Annotated in this window: 19 protein-coding genes; 9 read left to right on the forward strand and 10 right to left on the reverse strand. The window is 41.4% G+C overall.

Annotated elements, in window-relative coordinates; genetic code table 11:
• The first annotated feature begins 48 nt into the window (after positions 1 to 48).
• The gene (locus DQ356_RS02925; protein ID WP_114302969.1) at positions 49 to 384 is read left to right on the forward strand and encodes a hypothetical protein; all 336 of its coding nucleotides are present in this window, start codon (positions 49 to 51) and stop codon (positions 382 to 384) included.
• Between the two features lies 1 nt (position 385).
• Here DQ356_RS02925 and DQ356_RS02930 read toward each other — a convergent pair whose 3' ends face one another.
• The 5 genes from DQ356_RS02930 to DQ356_RS02950 all read right to left on the reverse strand — a co-directional run bounded on the left by DQ356_RS02930 (position 386) and on the right by DQ356_RS02950 (position 7594).
• Positions 386 to 757 carry a DMT family protein gene (locus DQ356_RS02930; protein WP_114302970.1) on the reverse strand — a complete coding sequence of 124 codons (372 nt, stop codon included), beginning with the start codon at positions 755 to 757 and terminating at the stop codon, positions 386 to 388.
• Between the two features lie 130 nt (positions 758 to 887).
• Positions 888 to 1607 carry an iron-sulfur cluster repair di-iron protein gene (ric, locus tag DQ356_RS02935; protein ID WP_114302971.1) on the reverse strand — a complete coding sequence of 240 codons (720 nt, stop codon included), beginning with the start codon at positions 1605 to 1607 and terminating at the stop codon, positions 888 to 890.
• Between the two features lie 121 nt (positions 1608 to 1728).
• A complete protein-coding gene (locus DQ356_RS02940) occupies positions 1729 to 2112 on the reverse strand; it encodes a hypothetical protein (RefSeq protein ID WP_114302972.1) in 384 nt (127 codons plus the stop codon).
• A gap of 78 nt (positions 2113 to 2190) precedes the next feature.
• Positions 2191 to 2661 carry an Lrp/AsnC family transcriptional regulator gene (locus tag DQ356_RS02945; RefSeq protein ID WP_114302973.1) on the reverse strand — a complete coding sequence of 157 codons (471 nt, stop codon included), beginning with the start codon at positions 2659 to 2661 and terminating at the stop codon, positions 2191 to 2193.
• A 130-nt stretch (positions 2662 to 2791) separates the two neighbouring features.
• Positions 2792 to 7594, reverse strand: coding sequence for a translocation/assembly module TamB domain-containing protein (locus DQ356_RS02950; protein ID WP_114303150.1), 4803 nt, complete (start codon positions 7592 to 7594; stop codon positions 2792 to 2794).
• Positions 7595 to 7598: 4 nt separating this feature from the next.
• Between DQ356_RS02950 and tsaD the strand changes: the two genes are divergently transcribed.
• The 4 genes from tsaD (at position 7599) to DQ356_RS02975 (ending at position 11495) form a co-directional block, all read left to right on the forward strand.
• A complete protein-coding gene (gene tsaD, locus DQ356_RS02955) occupies positions 7599 to 8633 on the forward strand; it encodes a tRNA (adenosine(37)-N6)-threonylcarbamoyltransferase complex transferase subunit TsaD (RefSeq protein WP_114302974.1) in 1035 nt (344 codons plus the stop codon).
• 11 nt (positions 8634 to 8644) lie between these two features.
• Entirely contained in the window at positions 8645 to 9355 is a 711-nt protein-coding gene (locus tag DQ356_RS02960) for an RsmE family RNA methyltransferase (RefSeq protein ID WP_114302975.1), read from the forward strand.
• 594 nt (positions 9356 to 9949) lie between these two features.
• Entirely contained in the window at positions 9950 to 10747 is a 798-nt protein-coding gene (locus tag DQ356_RS11210) for a hypothetical protein (protein ID WP_166413047.1), read from the forward strand.
• A gap of 28 nt (positions 10748 to 10775) precedes the next feature.
• A complete protein-coding gene (locus DQ356_RS02975) occupies positions 10776 to 11495 on the forward strand; it encodes a ferritin-like domain-containing protein (protein WP_228420616.1) in 720 nt (239 codons plus the stop codon).
• Between the two features lie 158 nt (positions 11496 to 11653).
• Here DQ356_RS02975 and DQ356_RS02980 read toward each other — a convergent pair whose 3' ends face one another.
• Genes DQ356_RS02980 through DQ356_RS02990 form a run of 3 tightly spaced genes read right to left on the reverse strand, consistent with a single transcriptional unit; the run spans position 11654 to position 14128 of the window.
• The gene (locus DQ356_RS02980; RefSeq protein WP_114302977.1) at positions 11654 to 12172 is read right to left on the reverse strand and encodes a TlpA family protein disulfide reductase; all 519 of its coding nucleotides are present in this window, start codon (positions 12170 to 12172) and stop codon (positions 11654 to 11656) included.
• Positions 12173 to 12188: 16 nt separating this feature from the next.
• Complete coding sequence (gene trmD / locus DQ356_RS02985; RefSeq protein ID WP_114302978.1) at positions 12189 to 12869, reverse strand: tRNA (guanosine(37)-N1)-methyltransferase TrmD; 681 nt, start codon at positions 12867 to 12869, stop codon at positions 12189 to 12191.
• Positions 12866 to 14128 (reverse strand): NAD(P)/FAD-dependent oxidoreductase, encoded by a 1263-nt coding sequence (locus DQ356_RS02990; protein ID WP_114302979.1) that lies wholly within the window; start codon positions 14126 to 14128, stop codon positions 12866 to 12868. The genes trmD and DQ356_RS02990 overlap by 4 nt, the downstream gene beginning before the upstream one ends.
• A gap of 65 nt (positions 14129 to 14193) precedes the next feature.
• On the opposite strand from DQ356_RS02990, the gene DQ356_RS02995 reads away from it, so the two are divergent.
• From DQ356_RS02995 to DQ356_RS03005, 4 genes are all read left to right on the forward strand, one after another.
• Entirely contained in the window at positions 14194 to 15057 is an 864-nt protein-coding gene (locus tag DQ356_RS02995) for a glycoside hydrolase family 25 protein (RefSeq protein ID WP_114302980.1), read from the forward strand.
• Between the two features lie 49 nt (positions 15058 to 15106).
• Positions 15107 to 16984: an ABC-F family ATP-binding cassette domain-containing protein gene (locus DQ356_RS03000; protein ID WP_114302981.1), complete on the forward strand. Its 1878-nt coding sequence runs from the start codon at positions 15107 to 15109 to the stop codon at positions 16982 to 16984.
• A gap of 31 nt (positions 16985 to 17015) precedes the next feature.
• Positions 17016 to 17225: a hypothetical protein gene (locus tag DQ356_RS11165; RefSeq protein WP_147267610.1), complete on the forward strand. Its 210-nt coding sequence runs from the start codon at positions 17016 to 17018 to the stop codon at positions 17223 to 17225.
• 86 nt (positions 17226 to 17311) lie between these two features.
• A complete protein-coding gene (locus DQ356_RS03005) occupies positions 17312 to 18190 on the forward strand; it encodes an SDR family oxidoreductase (RefSeq protein WP_114302982.1) in 879 nt (292 codons plus the stop codon).
• Positions 18191 to 18249: 59 nt separating this feature from the next.
• Here DQ356_RS03005 and DQ356_RS03010 read toward each other — a convergent pair whose 3' ends face one another.
• Both DQ356_RS03010 and DQ356_RS03015 read right to left on the reverse strand, forming a co-directional pair.
• The gene (locus DQ356_RS03010; protein ID WP_114302983.1) at positions 18250 to 19218 is read right to left on the reverse strand and encodes a hypothetical protein; all 969 of its coding nucleotides are present in this window, start codon (positions 19216 to 19218) and stop codon (positions 18250 to 18252) included.
• 165 nt (positions 19219 to 19383) lie between these two features.
• On the reverse strand, positions 19384 to 20550 hold the full coding sequence (locus tag DQ356_RS03015; protein WP_126723227.1) for a T9SS C-terminal target domain-containing protein: 1167 nt from the start codon (positions 20548 to 20550) through the stop codon (positions 19384 to 19386).
• Positions 20551 to 20598 lie beyond the last annotated feature (48 nt).

A 20598-nucleotide genomic window follows, 5' to 3' on the forward strand; every position in this document is an offset into this window, starting at 1 on the left:
TGTTTTTTTATCTTTGAGGGATCAACTGTTGATTTATCACTTTAATCCATGAAAAAAATCGTTCCCCTTTCAGTTATTCTTGTGTTGGCTTCCTGCAACAGCGGAAAATCTGCTTACACGTTGGGAAACGCTGAACCCATCATTGATTATCCCAGATCTTATCAGGAAAACGAACAAATGTTACAGATACAGCAGGTGCTGAAACAACAGGAATCGGAAACCGTTTATCTGTGGAATGGTAAAGTGATGACGTACAAAAAGTTTATAGAAAAAATGGGCGAAAAAAAAGTCAAAACTGTGAAGACGTTGACCAGCCCTGATGAAATAAATGCGCTTGGTTTTGATAATACGAAAGTGAAGAAAATAATGGTTGCTACCAACTAATTTACTTTTTGAATACGAAATACACCGCCAGAATGAGGCAGATACAGGCGTACAGATGATTGAGGCTAAGCCGTATGTTCTTGAAAAACACGACGGCAAAAATTACAAAGACGATGAGTGTAATGACTTCCTGAAGCACCTTCAGCTGAAACAGGCTGAAAGGGCCGCCATTTCCTTCAAAACCAATCCTGTTAGCAGGAACCTGAAACATATATTCAAACAACGCAAGGCTCCAACTGATCAGAATAACTGCGAAAATTCCTGCTTTCTTCAGCCAACCCATTTCCCCGAACTTCAGATGTCCGTACCACGCCAGGGTCATGAAAACATTGGAAACAATCAAAAAAAGAATGGTGGTCAGTCCTTTGCCCATAGGTTAAAAATTAAAAAATGCCCCTGAAAACAGGGACATTCAAATTTAGAAAAATATATGGATTGGTACTATGCGGATTTAAAATTTACGGATAATACATTAATGAAATCCTTTCAGTTTGCTGTAAATATTAATTTCTCAGGGTTTTCTCCAACTCGATGGCTTTCGGGAAAAGAATATTATTTTCCAGGTGAATATGCTTGTGTAGATCGGTTTCAAACTCTTCCAGCATTTGGAAACTGACGCGATACGTATTGCACGCATCTTCCGGAAACTGATAATTATTGGTCAGTTCCGCGATTTTCTGGAACCTTTCTCCTTCTACAGCGTGTTCATGTTTCATCATGGCTACCGGATTTTCAACGGTTCCAAAGTGTGCAGTGTCCAAAGGAGTACCGTCGCGCTGCACCTGAATCATTTTTTTGATAAACGGAAACAGGATCAGTTCTTCTTTTTTCATGTGTGCTCCTAAATCCTGAGCCGATTCCATGAAGAGTTCGTATACTTCGTGAAGTTCGGGATGACGCTCCCCGTGAACTTTAGCAATTTTCTGTAAAAACTGGATCAAAATTGGCGTCTTTTCTTCAACATACCTGTGGTGCATCCGTTCCACATAATCTGCCAATAAATCCAATGGCCAGGAATTAAAATCTGTATTTTCTGAATGAACATTACGGAAGTTCTCCAACTCGTTATAGATATTCGCAGGATCGATGCCTTTCGGTTCGCAGGCTTCGGCAATGCTTCTGTTCCCTTTGCAGCAAAAATCGATTCCATATTTTTTGAATACCGCAGCCGATCTGAAATCTTCTGCTACAATTTCTCCGATGGTTTTTTCTAATGTTGTCATCTTAATTATTTTATTTGTGAGAACAAAATTAGGTATTATTTCTAATTAAGACAAACTTATCTTAATTAAAGCACTGCTGATTTTCATCATGTTTTTTCTTATCTGTTCAGGGGAAATAATGTTATTTAAAAAACTGCCACTTGGGAATAAAAGCGAGCAGACCGATTCCGGTATAGAGGAAAAGCGCCGTAACGTCCGAATACAGGAAGGTGTCTAAATAATAAATATGAAAAAGAAAATGAGCCGCCATGGCCAGAGGAAAGAGAAAAACACCCACTTTCCGGTAGAAATAAATGAGAGCCAAAGAAATGAGAATCACCAAATCAACGGCAAAAATCAGATAGAAATACCAGGAAGGTATCTGCACATTTTTCTCCTGCTGTTGCAAAAACTGGTCTACATCTATCCCAATACCCATAAGTGCAAATAGCAACATGGCTATCAGCGAAAGGTAAAATCCCAAATCCCGTTCAGAGGTTTCGCCTTTAAAATAGTTGTTTTTCATAAGCTGTAAAGATAAGAACAAAAAAAAACTTATGAACAATGTCATAAGTTTTTTTATGAGTAAGCTGAAAGTACCGTATTAGATTCTTACAGCGTTGATGAGTCTGTTTTTATCACTCAGATATTCTTCCATAGAGATCATACTTTCGGTTCTCATTACATCCTGAATGTCATCGATCTGATAAATAATTTTCTTGGCATCGTCGGTGTTTTTTGCCCGGATTTTACAGAAGATATTGTACTTCCCGGAAATTACGCTAATTTCCACAACGTTTGGAATTTTGGAAAGTTCTCTGAGGACCTCGTGGGTTCGGTTGGATTTGGTAAGAAGAATTCCTATGAATGCTGTAAAATAATAGTCCAGTTTAGTGTAATCAATATTCAGTGAAGAACCCAGGATAATTCCGGCATCTTCCATTTTCTTAACCCTTACGTGAATGGTACCTGCAGATACATCCATTTGCTTGGCAATTTCCGTAAAAGGCATTCTTGTGTTTTCTACCAGAAAATCGAGTATTTTCTTATCTATTTCGTCCAGTTGATAGTTCATTGTCTTAAATTATAATATTAGTAAAGAATGTATATATTTTTTGCAAATTTACAAAAAAATATTATAATATGCATTTTCATTTAAAGATTAACAGTTTTTAACCAAATCTTATGTTTTGCTTGTTAATATGTTATTGTAATGAATCTTTCTTTTCAGAAGTAATGGTGTCTGAAGCAAGTTTTGGAACATGATTTTTATCATTTTTCTTACTTCCAAAGATTCTGTTAAAACTCTTACTCCAAACTACCCCTACTCCATAGGCTTGATTCGCAGCACTATTGGTTCCCATCTGGGTTCCCATTCCGATATTCATGGGTTTGGAATATCCTCGAAGAACCAAAGTACCGTCATTTTTCTTGGACGCATCATACTCTATGGTCCCTTCTCCTGAAAGATAATCCGTATTGGTTCCTTCAGAACCTCGGGAAAGCGGAATCCCCAAACCGGTTTTCACACTCACCCGCGGCGAGAGCGCAAAACTGACTCCCGCATTCGCACGGTCTCTGGTTTGCGACGCTTCATCTCCTTTGATATAATTTAAATCAATCTGAAATTCGCTGCTGATGGTATTGAGTACCGAACCGAGTTGTTTAAATAAAATATTATAACCCGTGTCTTCTGCAATGTTTGCGACATTAAAACCGGTAGCAGAAGTATTGAACCTGTTCATCAGTAAAACAGAACCAAACTGAATAACTCGTTCATCCTCTTCGTTCATTCTGGAAGCCAGTGTTTCTTTTATCTGGCTGGAAACATCCATCGCAGAAACTCCCAAAGAAATTTTAGGATTGTTCAGCGTTTGAGTGATTTTAGTTTGCAGAAGCACCTGTATCGGCTGCAGATATCCGACACCGAGATAATCGCCAGCATTGGAAACCGTACGCACATAATTAGCGGTAATATCCAGCGAAGGCGTCATCGCATCGCCATCCCACAAGATGCTGCTTCCTTTCTCAATCTGAAAAGTACGGTTCAGCACTGCTTTGGAAGTAAAGGTTCCTGTATCTACAATATATCCACCGTTCATTTCTATATTTCCGTTTCGCGACATGTGGAATCTGAGGTCTTCCGAAGCACCTCTCACAGAGATATTTCCGATATCATCACCTACAAGAACATTCACCGTGGTACCTTTATCCACAGTCAGCCTGAAGTTAATATTCATATTCGCACCAGACCTTTCTACACTTTCGGTAATAATGCTGCCTTTGTCATCTTCTTTTAGAAACCGAAGCATTTTAAATTCTTCTACATTTGAAGTGGAATTGGAATTAAAGGTAAACACACTGTTATTCAGTGCTCTCATATTAGGCGTTTGAATACTCAACGAATTCACAGGCCCGGAAACATACAGATCACCCTCTCCGTAAATTCTTCCCCAAAACAGGTCGTAATCTTCCTGCGTTGAATTGAGCATCAATAGATTATCTGCCCTCATAATGAGTTCCACCGCCATAGAAGCCAGCGTTTCAAAATAAATTGCTCCGGAAATGGTACCGCTCGAATTGGCCCGGCCATCACGAACACCAATGTTATTCAGCACTGCAGCACCGCGGGTAAGATGAACCATGGTATCATCAAAGGAATAGTCTACACCGGTGAAATCGAGTTTTAATCCGAAATCTTTCAGCGAAATATCACCGCTGTAATCCACTTCTTTCAAAGTTCCTGTTATCGCCAGCGAGCCATTAGCTTTTCCTCTCAGGTTACTGAAAATTCCTTTTACAAACTGATTGGCAAAACGAAGATCAAAATCGTCCATATTGGCGTGGATATTCAGCGTTGGAGAAGGCGTATTATTATCTATCGTTCCACTGACATCCAGATTGTTATTTCCGATAATTCCAGCCGAAACCACTTTAGCATCTACATCAAAAACATTCGGAATATCACTGCTTTTAGCAACAACCGTAATGATTCCCATATCCTCTCCTCCCATCGAAATATCCTGAACCCGAAGGTTGACCAGTGGTTCCAGATTGCCGCCATTCATCCTGATATTAAAAATACCGTTGGCTACTCCCTGAATATCCAGTGAATTTCCGTCTTCCTGCATTTCGAGAAGTTTCGCAACCTGAAAGTTTTTAACTTCTCCGTCAGCCACAAAATCAGATCCTGATTTAAAAAGCGCATTTTTCACGAAAAGCTCGCTGTCTTGGGAATAAATTCTCACATTTTCCAGTTCAATGTCGCCGGTAGCCTTGCGGTAGATCACAGAATGATTCAGGGCAGGGCTGGTGTCTATATGCCAGGTGACATCATTCAGGGTGAGTGCAGTTGGGTCGAAACGTACGATATAATCTCCAGCAGAATTGGTGGTTTGATTGAAATTAACGGCATAATGCTGCAATGCTCCTTTCACCTCATCTTCCTCGTCTCCATGTTGAAGACTCACACCGATATTTAACTGTTGATTATTTTCCTTATTTCCGGTAATCGTGACTTCTCTGAAGATATTTTCACCATAAACACCACGGTCTATTTTGGCAAAAATCTGTTCTTCCAGATTGGCAGTATTAATTCTCACTGCAAGGTTGTTCACGAGAATGCTGTCTTTGATGACCTCTACTGCAGGTGGATTTGCTGAAACCAAAACAGGTTCTGCTTCATTTATTTCCTGAGTTCCTTTGAAGTAATATTTAATCTCTGTAGCATCAAGGTTTAATACCAGATTGTTTTCGTTGCCGTCGTAAGATCCGATCACAAAAGCACCATTGGAAATCCGAAGTTCCGGCATAAAATAATTGACGATATTCTGCCGCACCTCAAATTCAATATTAAACTGCTGGTTCCGGAACATTTTTCTTGGAGGTGGCCCTACCAGAATTTTATTCAGTCCGTTCGTGATCATCTCCTGCAGATCGGCCAGATTATATTTTCCGGTAATTTTCCCATTCACTGCACCGGGGGCATTCACCGAAACGACTCTGTTTCCGTTTTCAAAAAAGGCTTTTACGTCTGCAGTCGGAATATCAAACCGCTCCTTTCCGGTGCTGAAACTCACGCCGTTCAGGTTGGCATCCAGCGTCATGTCATTCAAATCCGTCATCGACAGATTACCTTTCAGATTTCCGCTGATATTCTGAGTTCCTTTTCCGCCCGTAAAGTAAGTCAGATTCAGATGCCGGATATTAGCGGCTACATCCGCCCGAATTCTGGAGGTTCTGAAATCAATACGCCCTTCCACATTCGCTCTTGCCTGTTGGTCGTCTACATTAATAACTCCCGTGTACACCTTTTCATTCAGAAGTCCGTTCAGATAAACATTATTAATTTCTTTATTCAGAATTTCAATTTTGCTGATGCGCGAAGTGGTCCGGATCCTCATGGTATTCACATCGAAACTTTGCCCGTCCAACTGGAAATTTCCTGAAATTAAACCTACTTCTTTGCTTTTGGTGATGGCAAACGTATTCAGATCCGTCACTTCGGCATAACCTCTGTATTTGGGTATGTCGTTGGAATAATCGGTCAGGTAAAAGTTCCTGACAAACGCCCGCCCAATTCCTGTGATCAGGTTTCCACGCGGAACAAAAATTTGTTTTGGTGTGATGCGCGCTGCACCGGTGTACCTGAGCCGTCCGAAATCGTCCGCAAAATCTTTCATTGGTTCAGAGATAAAAGAAGGAAGCATCGCTTTCAGATCACGATAGGTAAAATCGGTAGAAAGATGGTTGGTTTCAATAAGAAAATCACCTTCCATCAGGTTTGCCAGTTTCATCGTGCTGGTATTGATACTCACTTGTTTATTTCCGAGCACGAAATCATGCAGATGAAAATTATTGAGCGGCCCTGCCATTCTCCCGGAAATATTGACGGGTTTATAATTATCCCAATCGGTAACAAAATAACTGATGTCATAACCGCTGATCTGGCTTCCGCGTTTCAGTTCCATTTCCCAGCGTACCCTCTCGGTAAAATTACTCCAGGAACCGTTATTGAGATTGAATTTCAAATCTCCCTGCAGCAAACTGTGGTCGGTATTGATGGTAAGGTCTTTCAGCAAAAGAAAATCGTCGGTTAGTGCTGCTTCTGTGGAAAAAGTATCAACGTAATGTTTTTTACCCCAACGTGTGGTCGTGAAATTCAGGTTATTAATCTGGGCAAAGACATCACCGCCATTCACCTTTATTTTAGGAGCTTTAAGGTTCAGATTTTCTGCCTGAAGCCAATTTCCCTCTTCTCCCTCACTGTTTTTGTTGACAATCGAAACACGGGAGTTGATAAGATGAACTCTGGAATCCAGCTGAAAAGGCGGCGTACCCGGATCTCTTTCTTTTCCTGAATCAAAATTATCGATATAGCGGATAAAATTCGAGATGCTGTCGCCTTCATAGGTAATGACCTTGATATCTGCATTGGTTAGCGTTAAAGCGTTAAAACTTAAAGAATTATTGTTCGCTGAAAGAGCATTTCTCACCAGCGCCAACCAGTTTGAATTGGCCCGGAATTGTTTTATTTTAATAAACTCAAGGCCTTTGTGATCTTTAATCCTCAGTCCGTTCACAATGACATCTCCGAAGTAATTGACCTGAACATCATCCGTGTACATTTCGGCTTTAAAGTCCTGATTTAAAACCTGAAGTGCCTGATTGGCTGCCCATTTTTTTGTAGCAGGCAAATTAACCACGATTAAAACGGAAACCACAATTCCTAACGCTGACCAGAAAATAATCAACAACAATTTGGCCCACCATTTTACGCTGGTCACATCTTTCGTGGCCTGTTCTGCAAGATTTCCTACGGTTTGCACAGGATTTTCAACGGCTTTTTTAGCTTCGTGAGCCACCGTTTTAACTCCTTCTTTCAGGTCTTGTGCGGTTTCAGTAATTTTTTCATTAATTTGATCCACAGCAGAAGAGCTTGGTTTCTTTTTACCGGAAGGATCCGGCGGAGTGTCGTTATTTTGATTGTTATTTTCTAAATTTGCCATCGTAATGAACGGATCAATAATTTTAGGGATAGAATCGTCCTGCGACGATACTTCGGCTGCAGTCATCAAAGGAAACAGGATACTGTCAAATATAGCTGCTAGCCAGACTATTCATAACGAATACGGCGGGGTTGTCCCCGAGTTGGCTTCGCGTGCCCATCAGCAAAATATCATTCCCGTCATCCATCAGTCTCTCACCAAAGCAAATATACAACAAAATGAGATTTCCGCTATCGGTTTTACCCGCGGTCCCGGACTTTTAGGCTCACTGCTCGTAGGTACTTCCTTTGCAAAATCTCTCGCGATGAGTCTGGATGTTCCCTTAATTGAAGTCAACCATTTACAGGCCCATATTTTGGCGCATTTCATCGAGGATGCAAATCCTGTGCCGCCCAAATTCCCATTTTTATGCCTTACTGTCAGTGGCGGACATACCATGATTGTGCTTGTTGAGGATTATTTTGATATGAAAATTATCGGCAAAACCATCGACGATGCAGCAGGCGAAGCTTTCGATAAAATAGGGAAATTATTTGGCCTTGATTATCCTGCGGGTCCCATCGTGGATAAGTTGGCCAAAACGGGCGATCCCAATGTCTTCACCTTCAGCAAACCGAAAATGGACGGTTACGACTATTCTTTCAGTGGTGTGAAAACATCTGTACTCTACTTTATTCAGAAGGAACTGAAAAAGAATCCGGAATTTATTTCGGAAAACCTGAATGACCTCTGTGCATCGGTACAAAAAACCATTACGGAAACGCTCATGCTGAAACTGGAAAAGGCAGCCGCTGAATATCAGATCTCTGAAGTAGCCATCGCCGGCGGCGTTTCTGCCAATTCAGGTTTGCGCGAAGCGATGTTGACCAATAAAGAAAAACTGGGCTGGAATATTTACATTCCCAAATTTGAATATACGACGGATAATGCTGCGATGATTGCCATGGTGGCACAACTGAAATATGAAAGAGGTGAGTTCTCCGACCTCTCAGTATCGGCATCTGCAAGATATGACCTGGAGGAATCTTTTACAAAATAAACCTTCACAATATGAAACTTTTTTTCGGCACTGTATTTCCGGAAACCACCATTGATGCGGACGAGCAACAGCATATAATAAAAGTACTCCGCATGCGCATCGGCGAAGAAATTTCCATAACCGATGGAAAAGGAAATCTGGCCAAAGGAACTCTTGTTCTGGAAGGTAAAAAAGCAAATATTGAGGTTTCCGCCATCGAAAAAGCCCTGCCGGATTTTTCACCGAAACTTCATATTGCCATTGCCCCGACAAAAAATATTGACCGAACTGAGTTTTTCATTGAGAAAGCTACCGAACTGGGTGTTTCTGAAATTACTTTTCTCCAGACCGATAAATCTGAACGGAAAATCATTAATCCCGAAAAGATAAAAAAACAGACCATCAGCGCCTCGAAACAGTCGCTGCGGGTTCATTTCCCTGTGATTCATCCTATGGTAAAACTACAAGATTTTATCTCCACCACAGATCTGGAAACAACTTACATTGCGCACTGTGACCCTTCTTTCGAAAGAACCAACCTAAACGCACTAAAACCAAGAGATCATATTACTTTCCTCATCGGTCCGGAAGGCGATTTCAGTCCCAACGAAATCAAATTACTCACCGAAAAAGGCATCAAATCGGTCACGTTGGGAAATCAGCGGTTGCGCACGGAAACCGCCGGAATTTTCATCGCCGCCTGGAATTATTATAATATGATGAGTAAGACTGTTGACAACTGAACATGATGACTGTTAAAAAATCCTAAAGAACCTCCCTAACAATTCATATCTCCCGACGTGTAAAATTAATTCATTATAACTTTATTGTCTGCACGTTACATCTTATCCACTATAATTACTGTTCGAAACCAACTTCTGATCGTTTGTGTTAATTATTTTTCGTGAATCCACACAAGAATCCGATGCAGAACATTAAAAAATTCAATATCATTGATCATTCAAAATTGCTGACTGATTTCCAAAATTTCTGCAATAAAATTCGTAAATAATTTCTTATTTAATATAGTCTACCGGTAATTCCTGCTTCACTTTTGTACACAGCAGAGAAAGCAACCGATAAAAGGTATTAAACAATTAAGTAATATCTTTATCACTTTTTCATTTCAAACTCCATATTATTGTAAAACTTTAACACCGCTCCGCTTTTTTTTATGAAATTGTCGTAATATCTTAGCATCACCAAATCACAAAATATTATTATTATGGCAATTAGAAGAAATTCCGGTAACAGAAGACCATCGTCTTCTTCCGGCAGAAGAACTTCCATGAGAGGTTCAGGATCACGAAACTCAGGCAGAAACCGTTCGTATCGGGATGATGAGGACGACAGAGATTACTATGATGATGACTATAACAACCGTTATTATGACGATGAGTATGATGATGAAGACTACGACGATTATGACGACGATGACTGGGATGATGATGAATACGATAATGAGTGGGACGATGACGAGGATTGGGACGATGACGAGGATTGGGATGATGACGAGGACTGGGACGAGGACGATTGGGACGATGACGACGATGACGACGATGATGACAGACGAAGAGGCGGAAGAAGAAGCTCCCGCTCCTCCTCAGCAAGAAGTTCAGGTTCAAACAGATCAAGAAGTCGCTCCGGATCTGGCAGAGGTTCATCGGCAGATGATCAGCCACGAGACGACCAGGGCAGATTTGTTTCCAGATCCGGAAGAGGTTCTTCTGGCAGAGGTTCATCCGGTCGTGGAAGATCAGGGTCATCTTCCGGAAGAAGTTCAGGATCATCCGGCAGAGGCAGATCATCCGGCAGAGGCAGATCAGCAGATGATCAACCAAAAGACAGCCGGGGAAGGTTCATCTCGGAAGGCCGCGGTTCATCGCGTGACAGCGGTTCCCGCTCCGGAAGGAGTTCGTCCGGTAACAGAGGAAACTCCGGTTCATCTTCAAGACGAGGCAGCTCATCCGGCAGAAATTCAGGTGGATCACGCAGATCTTCACAAAGAGGAAATCCGTATCATGATGAAAGGGGCAGATTCACCTCCGAAGACAATGCAAGACGCCGGGGCGGATTCGGAAGCAGAAACAGACGTAATAACTAATCTATTCTATCACCCACAACTGGCTGCGTAATGCAGCCGGTTTTTAAAAATCAAAAAATATGGATACCAATAAAAATCCCGCTGCCACAGCTAAAACTGCTGAGAAAACCCCAAAAGGTTCGGTTTCAAAAGAAAAAGAAGTGAACATGAACAACAATTCGGAAGCCAAAAGACAGACGTTGGAAACGAATGGAAACTCCGAAAATAAAGAGAATCCAAATCAAAAACCATCAGAAACTGAACGGGACGGACCGTTGTTCAAATTTTTCACCGACGCACTAAAGGATGTTCTGTACGCAGAGAAACACATCCTGGAAGCCTTGCCCAAAATGCAGAAAGCAGCGACTACTCATGAACTTCAGGAGGCTTTTGAAGACCATTATCTTCTTACCCAAAAGCACATCTCCCGCCTGGAAAGAGTTTTCAAACTCATCGGTGAAGAACCTGAAGAAAAAAAATGTGAAGCCATTATCGGCATCGTTAAAGAAGGCGAATCCGTTATTGAAAACACGGAAGAAGGAAGCATGACCCGGGATGCCGCTCTTATTATTGCTGCACAGAAAGTAGAACATTATGAGATAGCAACCTACGGCGGACTGGCCGCTTTGGCCGAAACACTGGAATTATACGAGGCTTCCGATCTGCTTCATACGACATTGCAAGAAGAAGAAGAAACCGATGAAGACCTGACGGACATTGCAGAAAGCTTTATTAATTTTGCAGCAAAAGACGACGAAGAGGAAGACGACAATAAGGACGATGCTCTCGGTTTCTGGTAAGATCCCTGAACAGCGACTCTTTCATTAATATGCGCCGGAAAATCTTCCGGCTGTTTTTTTAAGCAATAAGTTTTTCGCGATGATCATTTTCATCATATAAAAAACAATGGGGTTGCAGATATTTCAATCCATTTTTCTGCTGTGGAAAGCCAGCACCGTTATTCAGAGGTAAGCCGGTGAAGCGTTTCCAATAATTCCGGATCTTCTGGAGAAATAGCATAATAATCGGCAATTTTGCCCTGTTGATCAATCACCATAAAGCGTGGAACCCAATTTAATTCGATATAATTGTTAAAGCTATTTTTCCAGCCTTCATCGAACCAGTAGTTTTTCTGACCGGCAATTCCGTATTTATCAAGGCCTTTTTTCCACTGATCATAAGTGCGGTCTAAAGAGAAATACACAAATTCTACTTCCGGGAAACGGTTTTTTATTTCTTCCGTTTTGGGCAGCGCCAGAATGCAGTCGCGGCACCAGCTCGCCCAGAAATCGATAATCAGGACTTTGCCTTGATAGGGTTTCAAAACTTCACCAACAGTTATTTTCTTTCCGTCAAAGGACATGATTTTCTGCTGAAGAACTTTCTCAGTAAATTCTTTCTTTACTGCCGTAACGGGTTTTTGCGAATAGCCTGCCGTATAGAATAACAGCACTATTATCAAAAGGATTTTTTTCATTTTAAATTCATAAAAGCTAGTCTTCGCCTAACAGATCCGGCCTGCGTTCACGGGTAATACGAACGGCTTCATCATGCCGCCATTGTTCTATTTTTGCAAAATTCCCACTAAGCAAAACCTGCGGAACTTTCAGTCCTTTATACTCTTCAGGTCTTGTATAGATGGGTGGTGACAGCAGATCGTCCTGAAAACTGTCGGTCAAAGCACTCTGCTCGTCGTTCAGAACGCCTGGCAACAAACGGATCACCGAATCTGCCAAAACACACGCTGCCAGTTCGCCGCCGGTAAGCACATAATCGCCGATGGAAATTTCTTTGGAAACATGGAGATCGCGAACCCGCTGATCAATTCCCTTATAATGTCCGCAAATGAACATCAGATTATTTTTTATAGAAAGCGAATTGGCGATTTTCTGGTTCAGGGTTTCGCCTTCGGGAGTCAGATAAATAATTTCATCATAATTCCGTTGGGATTTCAGTTCCGAAATACATTTATCCAGGGGTTCCACCATCATCACCATTCCGGCTCCTCCACCGTAAGGCTCATCGTCAATCTGCCGGTATTTTCCGGTACTCCAGTCGCGCAACTGGTGAAAATGAACTTCGGCAAGTCCTTTCTGCACTGCTCTTTTCAATATAGAGGCCTGGAACGGGCTCTCCATCAATTCGGGCAACACACTGATGATATCAATTCTCATTGTTCGGTTTTATTCTTTTTATTAGGAATAATGATGAGCCTCAGCGATGAATCTTTGTTCACATAGCTCCACATCCAGTTGAAGAAAACTGCCAGTTTGTTCCGCACCGAAAGAATCAGCATCAGGTGAAGAAACATCCAGAAGTACCATGCAAAAATACCCTGAAATTTAAAATTGGGCAAATCTACCACCGCTCTGTGCTTACCTATCGTCGCCATACTTCCCTGATCTCTGTATTCGTATTCTTTCCAGTCGGAGCGGTTCTTCTTCAGAAAGTTTTTTCCGAGATTCTTTCCCTGATTGATGGCCACGTTTGCCACCTGCGGATGTCCGTCGGGATATTTTGGGGTTTCCATGTAGGCTATATCACCAATGGCATAAATATTTTCATATCCTAAAACGCGATTGTAACGGTCGGTTTTATAGCGGTTTCTGAACACCACCTCCGGATTCATTCCATCGATTACATTTCCAGTAACTCCTGCTGCCCAGATGACATTATTGCTGGCGATTTCTTTTCCGCTCTGCATGAAGACTTTATTACCGTCATAACCGGTCACCATTTCACCCTTCATGAAAATAACACCAAATTCTTTGAGATATTCTTCCGACTTCTGCTGAGACTCCACGCTCATAGAAGTCAGGGGTTTTTCTGTGGAACTGATCAGAATAATTTTAAGTTCATCGAAATTCATGTGCGGATAATCACGCGGCAGAATATATTTCTTCATTTCCGCAAAAGCACCGGCAAGCTCCACACCTGTCGGTCCGCTTCCTACGATGACAATATTCCAGTTTCCATCGTCGCTGCGTCTTTTTTCAATAATCAGTTTTTCAAAAGTCAGCAACACATGGTTTCTGATGGAAATGGCTTCCTGGGTATTTTTCATTCCGAAGGTCAAGTGTTCCATTTTTGAATTCCCGAAGAAATTGGTTTTGCATCCCGTTGCGATAACGAGTTGATCATAATGAAAATCTCCGTCTTCGGTAACCAGTTTGTTTTCTTCCGGAACGACGCTTTGTACCTCTGTCATCCTGTATTGCGTGTTGCGGGAACGCTGAAAAATCTTTCGGAATGGGAAAGAAATGTTGGAAGGTTCAATTCTTCCGCAGGCGACCTGATAAAAAAGCGGCTGAAACATATGATGGTTCACTTTGTCGATCACCAAAACTTTTTTATTCTTATTGTTGAGTGTCTTGGCGAGTTGTAATCCGGCAAAGCCACCACCAATAATCACTATTTTTTCTCGTGTTTCCATAATATCACAAATTTACAGAAATTATTATACCATCTTCATCTTTAAAATTTTAGTTTTGCACCGAAATGGCAAGAAAAAGAACCAGAATTGGCAGCAAGAGGCGTTTGCATCAGAAAAGAAGACGGAAAGTAATTTTCCGCCGGTTGCTCCTGCTTGCTGTGTTGTTCTTTGCACTTTCCGGAACGGGATTCTATCTGAAAGAAAAAATTGCCTTTTATTATGCTTATTATTTTAACCGTTTCGAACATAAAAAATTAAAAAACACCGCCTTTGAAGCCGAAAGAATCGACAAGATTACAGGAATGTATGCGGATAAGATTTTCGGTTTTGATATTTCCCATTACCAGAATCCGAAAGATTTGCAATGGGACAGCCTGAGCATTGGCAACCGCTCGATCCCGCTGAGGTTTGTGATTTTACGGGCAACGATGGGAAACCGCGGCAAGGATCGGAATTTTGATGAATTCTGGACCACGGCACAAAAGCACGAACTGATTCGCGGTGCATATCATTTTTACCGGCCGGATGAAGATCCTGTGCGGCAGGCCAATAATTTTCTGGAAACCGTGAAACTGGAAGGCGGCGATCTGGTTCCCGTTTTGGATATTGAAAAAAGGCCTGTGAAATATTCCAGAAAAAAACTGATCGAAAACCTGAAAATCTGGATAAAAATTGTAGAGGAAAAATACGGGAAAAAGCCCATTATTTATACCTATTACCACTATTACCGAAATGAGCTTCGGGGAGAATTTGACGGTTACCCGCTATGGCTGGCCAACTATAACGACGTTCCTCAGCCCAGCCCGGAAGATCCTTGGATGATGTGGCAGTTCACGGAAAACGGCATCGCGTACGGCATCAATACAAAAGTGGATTTGAATATTTTCAATGGGAATATGGGAGACCTGGAGAAGCTGATGGTGGAGTGATTTTATCCATAGTTAAATCCGTATTTTAGCACCATAATTTTAATGACAGATGAATTACGTTTCGGCAGAAAATCTCACCAAATCCTTCGGCATCAAAATCTTATTTGAAAACATCTCTTTCAACGTGAATGAAGGCGATAAAATTGCTATCGTGGCCAGAAACGGCACCGGCAAATCAACCCTTTTGAAAATTCTTACCGGAAAAGAAATTGCCGACAGCGGAAATGTCACCGTTCACAAAGATATTCAGGTGGTGCTTTTTGATCAGGAAATTGATTTCGACCCATTACTTTCGGTGGAAGAATTCATGATGACACTGGATTCTGCACCGATTCAGGCATTGAAAAAATACCATCAGTCGCTGATTTCCGCAGATCCGAAGGAAATGGAAAAAGCCATTGCCGAAATGGAACTTCAGAAAGCCTGGGATCTGGAAAATGAAATGAAACAGTTTCTTTTCCAGTTGAAAATCACAGATCTGAACGCCAAAATGGGCACCCTTTCGGGCGGACAAATTAAGCGGATTGCTCTCGCAAAACTCCTTACAGAAACCCGCGCTGAACATCGACACGTTCTTTTAATATTGGACGAACCTACCAATCACCTGGATGTGGAAATGGTGGAATGGCTGGAACATTACCTTTCCAAAGCCAATATGACTTTGCTTCTGGTGACCCACGACCGTTATTTTCTGGATGCGGTTTGCGATATTATCTGGGAATTGGAAGACAGAAATCTGCACGTCCATCAGGGAAGTTATGCCACTTATCTCGAAAATAAAATGATTCGGGAAGAAAACCTGAATGCCACCATCGACAAGGCGAATAACCTGTACCGAAAGGAACTGGAATGGATGCGCAGACAGCCGAAAGCCCGAACCACGAAATCGAAATCGAGGATTGATGCCTTTTACGAAACTGAAAAAACTGCTAAAACCGATACCCGAAAAGCCGGTCTGGAACTGGATTTTGAAATGAAACGCTTGGGCAAAAAAATCCTGGAACTGAAAAATATCAGCAAAAGTTTCGGGGAGAAAATATTGCTGAAAAACTTCTCCTATTCTTTTCAGAGAGGTGAAAAAATCGGAATTGTGGGCAATAACGGAACCGGAAAATCCACTTTACTGAACATTATTCAAGGCCTGGAACCGATGGATTCCGGAAATATCGAAACGGGGGAAACCATCAAATTCGGGTATTTTTCCCAGAAAGGCCTCAACTATAATGAAGAGGAAAGGGTGATTGATTTCATCCGGAATATTTCAGAGAATTTTCCTTTGGCCAATGGAAGAACCATTTCGGCATCACAGTTTCTGAGGCTTTTCCTGTTTGACGACCAAACGCAGTATTCGCCCATTTCTAAACTTTCCGGTGGCGAAAAAAGAAGGCTGCACCTGATGTATGTGCTGTATCAGAACCCTAATTTTTTGATTTTTGACGAACCGACCAACGATCTGGATTTGCCGACACTGACTGTCCTGGAAAATTTCCTTCAGAATTTTCAGGGCTGTTTGATTATTGTTTCACACGACCGGTATTTCATGGACAGAATTGTGGATCATGTACTGGCTTTTGAAGGAGACGGAAAGATCAGAAATTTCACCGGCAATTTTTCCGAATACCGCGAAATGAAATCTCAGGAAAGTCAGGAATCAGCACAGCAGGAGAAAAAAGAAGAAACGGAAGAGAAAAAACAGGAGCCGGTTTCCGTTGCGAAAAAGAAACTTTCCTTCAAGGAACAGCGCGAACTAGAAACCCTGGAAAAGGAAATGCCAAAGCTGGAGAAAGAGCGTTCTCAAATGATGGAAGCCCTGAACAACGAAACCGATTATGAAAAAATAGCGGGCATTTCAGAAAAACTCAAAGATATTTCAAACCGCCTGGAAACTATGGAAGAACGTTGGTTTGTGCTGCAGGAATTGGTGTGATGATTTCTTAACATCTGACATTATAATTAAAATGATGGAATTAAGTAACATATTATTAGGATCTTTATTGTTAATAGCCTCCATCCTTTATACATTTAATTTAATAAAAAAATGGAAAACACGGGAAAGAAAGGATTATCCTGATTACTGGGATTCATCTATGTTTTTTGGAGGTTTAATAGGTGGAATTTCTGTAATGATAGGCATAATTATTTTACTTTTAAATGAATGTAGCCCTTAAAGATAATTCTGTTCTATGTACCGCATGATCATTTTTAAATCGGCATTTCTAAAATTCCTTACCTTTACTTTCTAACCAAAATTGCTATGAAATACACAGAAGGAATGTTGCGCGATGACGCACTGAAAGATAAAATCATCATCGTAACCGGCGGTGGCAGCGGACTGGGAAAAGCCATGACACGGTATTTTTTACAACTGGGCGCCAAAGTGGCCATTACTTCCAGAAATCTGGACAAACTGAAGCAAACCGCAACAGAATTGGAGCAAGAAACCGGAGGAACGGTGTTGCCTGTTGCCTGCGATGTCCGCAACTGGGAAGAAGTGGAGGCCATGAAAAACACCGTTGTACAAAATTTTGGTTTCATCGATATTCTGGTGAACAATGCCGCAGGAAATTTCATATCTCCTACCGAACGCCTTACCCACTCTGCGTTTGATTCTATTCTCGATATCGTGCTGAAAGGAACAAAAAACTGCACGCTTTCCATCGGAAAATACTGGATTGATCAAAAACATCCGGGAACAGTACTAAATATTGTGACTACCTATTCCTGGACCGGATCAGCTTACGTTGTTCCTTCAGCCTGTGCCAAAGCAGGAGTTCTGGCGATGACCCGAAGCCTGGCTGTAGAATGGGCGAAATATAATATCCGTTTCAATGCTATTGCGCCGGGTCCGTTTCCGACTGAGGGAGCTTGGGAAAGATTACTTCCGGGAGATCTGGCCGAAAAATTTGATATGCGGAAGAAAGTTCCACTGAGAAGGGTGGGCGAACATCAGGAACTCGCCAATCTTGCGGCATATCTGGTTTCCGATTATTCTGCTTACATGAACGGAGAAGTGGTTACCCTCGACGGCGGCGAATGGCTTCAGGGAGCAGGCGAATTTAATATGCTGGAAGCGATTCCTCAGGAAATGTGGGATATGTTGGAAACGATGATTAAAGCGAAAAAGAAATCCTGAAAAAAGTTTCATTGGAAAAAATAAAAAAAGTGGCTTCCAATCAAGAAGCCACTTTGCTTTTAACGACCGCTGCCACCGGAACGGATTCCGGATGAATTTCTCTGAGAAGTTTGCGGTGTACTTTGCGCTCTTGTCGCGGATCGCTGGCTGGAATTTCTCGTTCCGCTATTGTTATTTCTAATGGTTGCCGGTGCGCTGTTATTCGCACGAACATTGGCAGTTCGGGGAGTTGTATTCCGTACGCCCGAATTTCCGGAGTGCTGGGATGGAGCAGAAGTATTAACAGATCTGACAGGAGTATTGTTTTGCACTCTCGTTCCGCTGTTGTTTTGCGTTCCGGTATCATTGATCACTCTGTTTCCACTGTTGTACTGATTGGTTCTCACCCCACTTTCAGTGTTGATTGTACGCCCATTATTTGCCGTGTTAGTTCTGGGCTGGTTCCATCCGTAATTATTTCCCGTGGTTTGATGGTAGGTATTCCTGTTGACTTTGTAAATATTAATGTTAATATTCCGGTATCTTGGCCTTACCACATGTCTTGGTCGGTAATAATTGTTCCAATGATTGGTATAATAAACCACCGGTGCATGTCCTCCATAATATACATTTTGATACACGATGAATATTTGTGGCCCAAGAATTCTTTCCAGTGCATAAAATCTGTCGTAATACCAACGGTGAGGATTCATCCTATAATAACTGTTCCACATAGCGAAGGAAGTGAATTGATTGTTCAAATCCATAATCATTTCAATTTGCCATCTTGTTAACCGGTGCTTTCTGAAAAAGCTATTCCAGTTGACCATAGTAATGCTTCTGCGATAATCGTTATAATATCCATTGTAGAAATCATCTGCGAAATAATCATTAGGATATTCGTAATAATAATCTTCCGGAAAATAGAAATTATTGTTCTCGTAATGTCCGTAATCAGGATAATGATTGCCCCAGCTATTGTGGGATCCGTATTGGGCAAAAACCAGCATCGAAAAAGAAACGGCAAGCCCTAAAAGTAATTTTTTCATTTCATTTAAATTTTATCAAGTGAAGGTTTCCCTAAAACAAACCCGTATATATCCGTGATTGCTACCTTTTGGATGAAAATTAAGAATGGAAGTTAAAGCACATTTCATTTGTATCATAAAAAAACCTCCCAAAGTGGGAGGCTATAAGATTATATTAAAAAAGGTTTATTCTACAAGAATTTTTTTGCTGAAAAGTTGTTTGCCGTTGGTGTCTTTTACCACAGAAACATACATTCCGGGCAGTAAGGTTCCCAGTTCCATGCGTTGTTCAGGATTTCTTTGCACTGCAGTCAGTGTTTTGATAGCTGATCTTTGTCCCCTCGCATCGAAAAGTTCAAAAATCAGATTTCCCTCTAATTTAGGATCTGTTATTTTTATATTAACATAGCCTTCCGTTGCTTTTGTAGGATAAATATCAATTCCTGTATATTGCGTTTCCAAAACTTCTTTCTGCTCATTCAACAAGTACTGACTTGCCAGATCATACACCGGAATTTTTACAGATTCTACAAGCGTTTTTGCCTCCAGATTCCGCATATTGACTTCATACGATCCACCTTTTGCACTTCCTAACATCACGTTTCCTTCGGCATTTACGGCAGCTCCATTTACAGAATATCCTTCAGGTAATCCTTTGATTTTACCAACAAATTCTGCAGTCATCGTATTTAATTTTGCTCTGAAAATATTTCCTGAAGCCGCAAAAATAAGGAGGTCACCATTGGCATCGGCAATCATATCTCCACCGTATCCGCTGTTTATCTGATGAAGAGAGATCTCAGCTTTTGCGGAAGTATCTTTTACAGGTCCCAAATCTGAGATCGTATATCTATCGTTAACTTTTGAAATCTTATATAAATGCGATCCGGAATTCGTCATCGCATAAATGTTTCCGTCTGCTCCCAGTGTCATTCGTGTAATGTGAGAACCGATATCACATGCAGAAGATTTCAACAGTGTATTTTCTACCAAAGTAATTTTCTTTGAACGGGTATTCAAAACATACATATTGGAAGAAAACATTGGGAAGTACACGAGATCTTTTCCTGAAGAATCATACGCCAAAGCTGCAATCATAGGCGACTGCGCACGATGAACGGAACTTTTGTTTTCTGAGAATTTACCGTTTAAAGTTTGGGAAAAAACTTCGGAAGCTGCGGTTTCAGCATTCAGAAAAACCTCTCCCGTCTGAAGAGTTTTCGCATTCATCGACCGGAAATCATTGAAGTTAATCTGGTTTCCAGGCGTTCCGGTAAGGGCAAAAATATCATGCTGAGCGTGCACGGTCATTCCTGCGCATAACAACAATAAAGGTAATAGAGACTTTTTCATAATAGGATAATTTGGTGATGTTTTATTAATATCGGACTAAATTACGGA

This window comes from Chryseobacterium lacus (assembly GCF_003336205.1).
In the GTDB taxonomy this organism is placed as follows: Bacteria; Bacteroidota; Bacteroidia; order Flavobacteriales; family Weeksellaceae; genus Chryseobacterium_A; species Chryseobacterium_A lacus.

What these genes read in the sequence shown, in the direction of transcription:
- DQ356_RS03000 (WP_114302981.1), top strand. Translation starts at nt 15,107, where the DNA reads ATGAATTACGTTTCGGCAGAAAATCTCACCAAATCCTTCGGCATCAAA.
- DQ356_RS02960 (WP_114302975.1), top strand. Translation starts at nt 8,645, where the DNA reads ATGAAACTTTTTTTCGGCACTGTATTTCCGGAAACCACCATTGATGCG.
- DQ356_RS02975 (WP_228420616.1), top strand. Translation starts at nt 10,776, where the DNA reads ATGGATACCAATAAAAATCCCGCTGCCACAGCTAAAACTGCTGAGAAA.
- ric (WP_114302971.1), bottom strand. Translation starts at nt 1,607, where the DNA reads ATGACAACATTAGAAAAAACCATCGGAGAAATTGTAGCAGAAGATTTC.
- DQ356_RS03010 (WP_114302983.1), bottom strand. Translation starts at nt 19,218, where the DNA reads ATGAAAAAATTACTTTTAGGGCTTGCCGTTTCTTTTTCGATGCTGGTT.
- DQ356_RS03015 (WP_126723227.1), bottom strand. Translation starts at nt 20,550, where the DNA reads ATGAAAAAGTCTCTATTACCTTTATTGTTGTTATGCGCAGGAATGACC.
- DQ356_RS03005 (WP_114302982.1), top strand. Translation starts at nt 17,312, where the DNA reads ATGAAATACACAGAAGGAATGTTGCGCGATGACGCACTGAAAGATAAA.
- DQ356_RS02945 (WP_114302973.1), bottom strand. Translation starts at nt 2,661, where the DNA reads ATGAACTATCAACTGGACGAAATAGATAAGAAAATACTCGATTTTCTG.
- DQ356_RS02995 (WP_114302980.1), top strand. Translation starts at nt 14,194, where the DNA reads ATGGCAAGAAAAAGAACCAGAATTGGCAGCAAGAGGCGTTTGCATCAG.
- tsaD (WP_114302974.1), top strand. Translation starts at nt 7,599, where the DNA reads ATGAACGGATCAATAATTTTAGGGATAGAATCGTCCTGCGACGATACT.
- DQ356_RS11165 (WP_147267610.1), top strand. Translation starts at nt 17,016, where the DNA reads ATGATGGAATTAAGTAACATATTATTAGGATCTTTATTGTTAATAGCC.
- DQ356_RS02925 (WP_114302969.1), top strand. Translation starts at nt 49, where the DNA reads ATGAAAAAAATCGTTCCCCTTTCAGTTATTCTTGTGTTGGCTTCCTGC.
- trmD (WP_114302978.1), bottom strand. Translation starts at nt 12,869, where the DNA reads ATGAGAATTGATATCATCAGTGTGTTGCCCGAATTGATGGAGAGCCCG.
- DQ356_RS11210 (WP_166413047.1), top strand. Translation starts at nt 9,950, where the DNA reads ATGATGAGGACGACAGAGATTACTATGATGATGACTATAACAACCGTT.
- DQ356_RS02940 (WP_114302972.1), bottom strand. Translation starts at nt 2,112, where the DNA reads ATGAAAAACAACTATTTTAAAGGCGAAACCTCTGAACGGGATTTGGGA.
- DQ356_RS02930 (WP_114302970.1), bottom strand. Translation starts at nt 757, where the DNA reads ATGGGCAAAGGACTGACCACCATTCTTTTTTTGATTGTTTCCAATGTT.
- DQ356_RS02980 (WP_114302977.1), bottom strand. Translation starts at nt 12,172, where the DNA reads ATGAAAAAAATCCTTTTGATAATAGTGCTGTTATTCTATACGGCAGGC.
- DQ356_RS02990 (WP_114302979.1), bottom strand. Translation starts at nt 14,128, where the DNA reads ATGGAAACACGAGAAAAAATAGTGATTATTGGTGGTGGCTTTGCCGGA.
- DQ356_RS02950 (WP_114303150.1), bottom strand. Translation starts at nt 7,594, where the DNA reads ATGGCAAATTTAGAAAATAACAATCAAAATAACGACACTCCGCCGGAT.